The following is a 4096-nucleotide window of genomic DNA, read 5'->3' as shown; positions in this document are numbered from 1 at the left end:
CACAGCGCCCCCCGGGGGCTGGTCCGCCCGGTCGGCGTGGGGGGGTGTGCCGCGGTTGGGGGCCCCCCCCCCCCCCCGGGTGCGGGGGGAAGTACCTGCGCGATCTACTACGACGGGGGAATCGCGTCAGGCACTGCGGGGGGTGGCTGAGATGGTCCTTACGTCCGGGGCTTCCGGCTCGGCCAGCTGGTGGTCACGCTGATCGAGGTTCACAAAGATCATTCCGTACCTGATGGCACACCGCACGGGCTGCGGCGCGCCGCGCGGCCGTCGCAGACACCGATACGCCCGTACGTCCTCGTCCTCGTCCCGGGTGACGACGACCGGCTCTCCGAACACGGTCACCATCAGCGAATCCCCGGTGTGCGGGATCGCGGTCGCCAGGTCGATGAAGTGCCAGCCGGAGCGGTAGGCGGTTGCCATCTCGCGACGGAAGGAGCGGTCGTCGGGGGGCGTCGTCACGTCAACTCCCGGAGCCGTCATCCGCCGCCGGAGTCACCACGTCGTTCGCGACCGGCGCCGGCCAGTGGCTGTCCGCCAGTACGTTGTCCGTGGCCACCGCCGGCCAGTGACTGTCCGCCAGTACGTCGGCCTTCGTCTCGGAGAGGCCGCCCAGAGCTCCGAATGCCACCATGGCGGAGAAGGCGGCGACAAGCACCGAGCGAAGCATTTTGTTACGCATAGTCGGCTTCGTCCTCACTTGAAAGTCCCGTCTTCCCCCGTCGAATAAGACGATGGCTCATTCGGGCACGTCGTGGCCACATAATCGATGCATCATGTTCCTGCACGTTCAGGACCCTGGGGGGTGGAGTTTTGACAACGAATCAGACCAATGCGACACATCCCCACGGTGTGACCCAGTTGTGCGAGGACGGAGGCCGTCTCTACGCGAACGCGCTGCGCACCGGACGAATCGCGCGCGAGGACGCGGAGCCCGCGCCCTGCTTGCTCGAACTCGCACTCCTCCACCCCGACCCCGACGACGCGAACTGGCTGCGTCCGGTGCCCCCTTCGGTGGCCCTGGCCCAGCGACTCAACCCCATAGAGCGCGAGATCACCGAACGCAGGCGCCTCTCCGTCGAGTTGAGTGACGCTTTTGAGCCGTTCATGGCCCTCAGCGTCCAGGGAGCGACCCTCACCCACTCCATCACAGTGCTGGAGGGCGGCGACCGCATCAACGCGGCGCTGAACCTGGCGACCGCCCAGTGCCAGCACGAGATGCTCACGATCCAGCCGAGCGACCGCGGCTCCGAGCGCAGCCTCCTCCAGGGACTGGAGCGCGACCGGCCGCTGATCGAACGTGGTGTGAAGATCCGGACGCTGTATCAGCACACCGCCCGCCACAGTCCGGACAAACTGGCGTACGTGGCCCAACTGTCCGACGGCAAGGTCGAGTACCGCACCATCGACGAGCTGGTGGAGCGCCTCATCGTCTGCGACGAGAGCGTCGCCTTCATCCCCACCCGCGACGACCAGCAGGTCGCCCTGGAACTGCGCCACCCGGGACTCGTCCGCTACCTCATCAAGGTCTTCGAGTTCATCTGGGGCCGCGCCGTCCCGCTCACCGCCGGCGCGCCCTACGAGACCGCCGCCCCGGGCGGCATCACCAACATCCAGTACTCCATCGCCAAGCTCCTGGTGGAGGGCCACGTCGACGAGGCCATCGCCCGCCGCCTCGGCATGAACGTCCGCACCTGCCGCGCCCACGTCGCCAAGCTGGCCACCGCTCTCGGCAGCGGCAGCCGGGCCCAACTCGGCTATCTCATCGCCCAGTCGGGGATTCTGGACCAGGAGCACTGAACGGCAGCAGCTCCGGGGAGCGCGGCGGCCCGTCGAGCCCCGCCTGCGCGATCCGGACACCCAACTGCGTACGGCTCGCCGCTCCCAGGGTCTCCGAGAGGCGTGCGATGTGCGCCCGGCAGGTCCGCACGCTGATCCCCAGCCGCTCCGCGACCACCGCGTCCTGGTGGCCCTCGGCGAGCAGCGCCGCGATCGAACGCTCGCGATGGGTGATGCCGTCGATGCCGGTCTCCGGGAGCGGCGCGGCGAGCGGTATCGCCAGCCGCCACAGCCGCTCGAAGACCGTCACCAGGTAGTCGACCAGCGCCGGGTGCCGCAGCTCCAGGGCGATCGTGCGGTCGTCGTTGGCCGGGATGAACGCCACCTTGCGGTCGAAGAGGATGAGCCGCTCCACCACTTCGTCGAGCGTCCGGGCCTCCGCCGCGCCCCCCATCATCTCCATGTAGTTGTGCAGGCCCTGGCCGTGCCGTGCCACGTGGGTGTACAGGTCCCGCATGCGCACGCCCCGCCGGCGCATCTCCAGCGCCCGGTGCAGACCCTCCGACAGCTCGTCCTCGCGGCGGATGCCTCCCGGCTGCACCGTCAGCACCTCGCTGGTGCACGCCTCGGTCGCCTCGTCCATCGCGGCCCGGATCCTGGGCAGCCCGTCGAGGACGCGGATCGCCACCCCCTCGGCCTGCGTCTGCACCCGACCGCCGAGCCCGGCGTACCACTCGAACGCCGTCACCGCGTCGCCCACCCGCGCCTGGCTCGCGCTGACCTCCTCGTACACACCCCGGATCAGCCGCGTCATGACCTCCTGCGGCGAGGTCGGCACCAGCCATCCCATGTCGTCGGGGTCCGGGTGCAGCAGCGCCAACTCGACCAGGCAGGGCACCGCCTCCGCGTCCGCGCGCGGCACCCGTCCGCGCCGCACGGCCCGGGAGTACACCCGGTCCCCGGCGTCGCAGAGTCGGTCAGCGCCGTGCGGATGCCTGTCCGTCCCGTGCCCGGCCATCTCCCACCCCTGGCTCCAACCTCCGGCTCCGGCAACCTCCGTGATGCGACGCTGCGCACCGTCCACGGCGGAGCACTTCCGCACCGCGGAACCCGTGGTCCGCGTCTTCCGCAGCGCAACTATGCGCGGCCCCGACCGCCATCGCAACACGGGCGCGCCCCCCGCGCGCCCCCTCTCGCCCGCATACGTCGGGACATTTCCCCACCTCCGCGCGGCGCCCTGCAACAACATGACGGTGTCACCTCTGCCCCCTCCGACACCCGCGCCGCCCGGTCCCTCCTCATGGGCCGGCCCGGTCCGCGATCACGACGGCGTGCCCCGCCCAGGGACACCCGCCCGTGAAGTGATGGGTGAAATACCGGAGTTGACGGCACGGTAGGCGGCGGAGGCGGGGTCGACCGTGGAGCCCACCGGCGAGGCGTACGGCACGGCCTGGGCGGCCCGAGGGCCGGCGGTGGGGTCCTGGGAGGCGACGACCCCGTCACGGGGCGCGCTCGGACGCGCCCGCGCCCGGAGAGCGCCCTCCTCCGCCACGACCTCCTGGGCGGGGCCCGGCGCCCTCCGCACACGTCTCAGGCCGCCGCGGCCCAGCTTCTGAGCAGTGCCTCGCGGGCGGCCCGCCAGGGTGTGACGCCGTCGCCCTCGACGCTCCCCCACTCCAGCAGCCGTGCCACGTCCGCCGTGCCGTCGACGAAGCGGTCCAGCAGGTCCAGCGAGAGTTCGTACTCGGACTGCACGTAGCCCCCGACGGCCGCCGTGTACACCGTCAGCTCGGCCTTCTCCTCGTCGGTGCGGACGTGGAGTTCGAAGGCGGGCGGTGCCTCACCGCCGCCCGTCGCCACGTCGAGGACCGTGTCCATCACGCTGTTCACCAGCCACCGGGTACTGGAGCGCACCTGCGCGTCGTGCACGGTGACCGCACGCACGTCCCGCCACGCCCAGAAGCCCCTCTGGTCCGTGCCCACGGCCTCCAGGCCCTCGGGGGTGAGCCGCACCCCGCGCCCGTTCCCCGCGGGCTCGGCACCCACGTACACGCTCTTCTCGGTGATCCAGAACAGGCCGATCATGGCCACGGGCGCCTCCAGTACGAACGGATCGGGCACGGGTCTCCCGGTGAGACCCCGGCCGGCCCGGAACGGTTCACCCGGACCGGCAGACACGTGGGGGGGGGGGGGCCGCCGGGCGGCGCCGCGCCCGGGGCGCCCGCGCGCGCCCCAGCGCCGCAGGGCGAGGGGGCGGCGACGCGCCAGCCCCCACGCCAAGGAGCCGGAGAGCGAGAGCCACGAGACGGACGAACAC

Annotated in this window: 5 protein-coding genes; 1 reads left to right on the top strand and 4 read right to left on the bottom strand. The window is 71.6% G+C overall.

The features are described 5' to 3' along the window. Positions 1-126: 126 nt before the first annotated feature. Together ACFV2J_RS13960 and ACFV2J_RS13955 are read right to left on the bottom strand one after the other, a co-directional pair. Positions 127-423 (bottom strand): (2Fe-2S)-binding protein, encoded by a 297-nt coding sequence (locus ACFV2J_RS13960; RefSeq protein ID WP_168533875.1) that lies wholly within the window; start codon positions 421-423, stop codon positions 127-129. A gap of 40 nt (positions 424-463) precedes the next feature. Beyond that, positions 464-670, bottom strand: coding sequence for a hypothetical protein (locus ACFV2J_RS13955; RefSeq protein WP_385089733.1), 207 nt, complete (start codon positions 668-670; stop codon positions 464-466). A 143-nt stretch (positions 671-813) separates the two neighbouring features. Here ACFV2J_RS13955 and ACFV2J_RS13950 point away from each other — a divergent pair, with 143 nt between their 5' ends. Then, positions 814-1800, top strand: a complete 987-nt coding sequence (locus ACFV2J_RS13950; protein WP_385089731.1) for a helix-turn-helix transcriptional regulator — start codon at positions 814-816, stop codon at positions 1798-1800. Here the strand turns inward: ACFV2J_RS13950 and ACFV2J_RS13945 are convergent. After that, the gene (locus ACFV2J_RS13945) at positions 1763-2797 is read right to left on the bottom strand and encodes a LuxR C-terminal-related transcriptional regulator (RefSeq protein WP_385089728.1); all 1035 of its coding nucleotides are present in this window, start codon (positions 2795-2797) and stop codon (positions 1763-1765) included. The two genes, ACFV2J_RS13950 and ACFV2J_RS13945, sit on opposite strands and share 38 nt — an antisense overlap. A 572-nt stretch (positions 2798-3369) precedes the next feature. Beyond that, complete coding sequence (locus tag ACFV2J_RS13940) at positions 3370-3900, bottom strand: hypothetical protein (protein ID WP_385089725.1); 531 nt, start codon at positions 3898-3900, stop codon at positions 3370-3372. Between the last annotated feature and the right edge of the window lie 196 nt (positions 3901-4096).

The organism is Streptomyces sp. NPDC059668 (genome assembly GCF_042734135.1).
Lineage (GTDB): Bacteria > Actinomycetota > Actinomycetes > Streptomycetales > Streptomycetaceae > Streptomyces.
Note: the sequence above shows the minus strand (reverse complement) of the source record. Positions and strands in the feature narration are given on the sequence as shown.

What these genes read in the sequence shown, in the direction of transcription:
- ACFV2J_RS13945 (WP_385089728.1), bottom strand. Translation starts at nt 2,797, where the DNA reads ATGGCCGGGCACGGGACGGACAGGCATCCGCACGGCGCTGACCGACTC.
- ACFV2J_RS13955 (WP_385089733.1), bottom strand. Translation starts at nt 670, where the DNA reads ATGCTTCGCTCGGTGCTTGTCGCCGCCTTCTCCGCCATGGTGGCATTC.
- ACFV2J_RS13960 (WP_168533875.1), bottom strand. Translation starts at nt 423, where the DNA reads ATGGCAACCGCCTACCGCTCCGGCTGGCACTTCATCGACCTGGCGACC.